This is a genomic window from Citrobacter sp. Cpo030 (assembly GCF_030333005.1).
Lineage (GTDB): Bacteria > Pseudomonadota > Gammaproteobacteria > Enterobacterales > Enterobacteriaceae > Citrobacter > Citrobacter portucalensis.
Genome location: NZ_JAOWGT010000038.1, coordinates 1 through 2,651, shown reverse-complemented (window position 1 = coordinate 2,651; position 2,651 = coordinate 1). Strand labels below are relative to the sequence as shown.

Here is a 2,651-nt window from a genome sequence, read left to right as displayed (position 1 = left end):
AACCGCTACAGCTTAACGGTTCCTTCATGCCCGCATGCACTGGATGTGTTGCGTTTTGAGGGACTGGAGCAGTTAAGCGTCCAAAAAGGTCAGATATTTGAAGGGCGAACCGATGCAGAAGGGAAAACGGCCCGTGTTTATACCGCGTTGCCTGAATCACTGAAAGTAGAGCTACTGTAAACCATGGAAGGAAGAAAGCGGTAATGGTGCAGATACTGGGGACCGGAGAGGGGAAAACATCATCAGCGGCGAAAGAGCCGGTTGTTGAGCGCAAACCCGCACAGGTGTTTTTTGAATCAATGGCGCTGGCTAACTCTGCGGCTGGCACATACATTGAGCTTTCGCAAGCAGCAACAGGAACAATGGGGGAAGTGTCAGGCACTCTGGGCAGGGCTGTGGGTCAGGCAGTCACCAGCGTTGGTGTAGAAACAGCAGCTACGGTTGGTCGGCGTTTTGCATTGGGGGCACTCTTCTATTCGAAAGGGTTGAATGCAGGTGAGACGGAAATGCTACAGAGCATACGTGGCGACCAGCTCTACCATAACCTGATCCATGGGCAAATACTGATTGGCGCATACACCCGCCAGAACTTAACCGTGACTCGGGAAGAGTATCTTTCTGAATATACTCTGAGGAGTATTGCTGAACAGAACGGGAAAGCCCGCACACGTGTACGTTTTCGTATTGAAGAAGACCCCGCGACAGGGGAAATGATTTCCCGCAGTTATGAGGTGGGGGAAAAAAGTGGGCTGGATCGGGTTCGTGTCCGGTTTGCAAAACAAGTCAATGACGATCTCTGGCAATTTGAAGATGCCTTATCTGGTGTGACGCTGCTCTGGTCGAGGTCTGGCGGGCAGGGGCGATTTGAGTGGGGAGCCAGCCCGACCACTGTCCATGATGGTGAAACAGGCGGTTATTCCACGCCACCTACACCAGTTCCGGAAGCTCGGGGTATTTGGGGATTGCCTAACCCCGCCCCCGAACCGTTACCCCCCGTACCGGGAACGCCGATCCCGGAGGAGCAGAAGCCAAATATTGAAACACTTCCCATCGAAGACCGTGATTTCAATGACTTTATCATTGTTGACCCGATGGGAGTTGTATCGGCGATTTATGTGTATTTTCAAAAAGCCCCGGAGGAAGAGTATGAAGTTGATTTTTATGAAAATTTCAAAGGGCGTTCAAGGCAGGGATTATATGAAGTGGATCATATTCCATCTAAGGCGGCAGTCCGATTATATTTAGAACAAAAATATCCCTTATTAGAAAGTAAATATATAGATAGAATGGTTGACAAAGTTGCAGCGGTTGCTATTCCGAAGGCTGTCCATCAGAAATGTAGTGAAACGTATGGCGGGCGAAATAATCGTCAAGTGAATACAGAAAGTGGTGAAACGATGACACAAAAGGAATTGGATGCTCGTGAGCTGGAATCTGCCGTCAATGCTAACTGGGATGCAAATGCTGAGTGCCTTAGGAATGAATATGGTGTAAGTGATGAAAAGATCGAAGAGATCAGAGCCAGACTACATGAATCAAACCGACTAACGGGGCTATATTAAAATGACTATAGACGTTGAAACACTCGTGAAACAATTGGGTAAACCCTATCAGGAGATTTTTGAGAAAGGGTTGATTCCTTATAAAACAAAACCTTATGGTGCCATTGATGATGATACAGCCAGATTGGATATGAAACGAGAGGGGATATATTTAGCTTTTATTAATAATTCGGAAAAAAAACTTAAAGAAGTGACATTAACACTCGAAGATGAAGGTAAAACGGACTGGGTATTCTCCAATCCGATGCCATTTGGTATGGAACCGGTGATGACCCAATTGTGGGTTAGAGAGCGTTTTGGGTTGCCCATGATTTATGCTGATGCGGAAATCATCATGACTATTTATATAGGGGTGAAAGAGGTCTATGCTCTACCTGCTCCTCATCAAAATATTGCTGCCGCATTTACCTATAACAAAGATTTCTTTGTAGAAAGTGTGACTTTTTATCCGTTGGAACGAGCAAAGGAGATTCAGGTTGCGCTGGAGAAAAAACGACTTGGTGGCAAATGAATATTGACGCCGAAACTCTTGTGAGGCAATTAGATAAACCTTGTCAGGATATTTATGAGCAAGGATTGATCCCCCTACAAAACAAAACCAACGGGTACTGTTAGTGATGATATTTTCAGGCTGAATATGAGGCGGGGAGGAATATCTTTATCTTTTATCAATAACCAGGAAAAAATCTTGAAGAAGTGACTTTGCGGTTAGAAGATGAAAATAAAACGGATTGGTTATTTCCTAATCCGCTGCCATTTGGTCCTGAACCTGTAATAATCCATAAATGGGTAAGGGACAAACTTTGCCATCCAACGATATACACTGATGCGCAGATAATCATGACTATTTATGTTGGTGTGAAGGGATTTTATACTTTGCCGGCCCCTCATCAATATATCGCTGCCGCATTTACCTATAACAAAGATTTTTTGTACAAAAAGTCACATTCTACTTAATTGAGCGAGACAAAGAAATACAAGCCGCGTTAGAGAAAAAACGGCTGGGTGGATAATGAGTGTGAGAGATGAGATATTTTTATTAACACTATGTGTTAATAAATTTTGATGTACTAATTAAACATGTTAGAT

At 44.4% G+C, this 2,651-nt stretch carries 3 protein-coding genes and 1 pseudogene; all 4 read left to right on the top strand.

What is annotated here, in order from left to right; translation table 11 throughout:
• Positions 1-180: hypothetical protein (locus OGY37_RS01250; RefSeq protein ID WP_286619841.1), on the top strand; the 180-nt coding region annotated here is incomplete at its 5' end.
• A gap of 23 nt (positions 181-203) precedes the next feature.
• Positions 204-1,562 carry an S-type pyocin domain-containing protein gene (locus tag OGY37_RS01245; RefSeq protein WP_286619839.1) on the top strand — a complete coding sequence of 453 codons (1,359 nt, stop codon included), beginning with the start codon at positions 204-206 and terminating at the stop codon, positions 1,560-1,562.
• 1 nt (position 1,563) lies between these two features.
• On the top strand, positions 1,564-2,073 hold the full coding sequence (locus OGY37_RS01240; protein ID WP_286619837.1) for a DUF6392 family protein: 510 nt from the start codon (positions 1,564-1,566) through the stop codon (positions 2,071-2,073).
• Positions 2,070-2,575 (top strand): annotated as a pseudogene (locus OGY37_RS23460) (DUF6392 family protein). The gene OGY37_RS01240 and the pseudogene OGY37_RS23460 overlap by 4 nt, the downstream one beginning before the upstream one ends.
• The last annotated feature ends 76 nt before the right edge of the window (positions 2,576-2,651 follow it).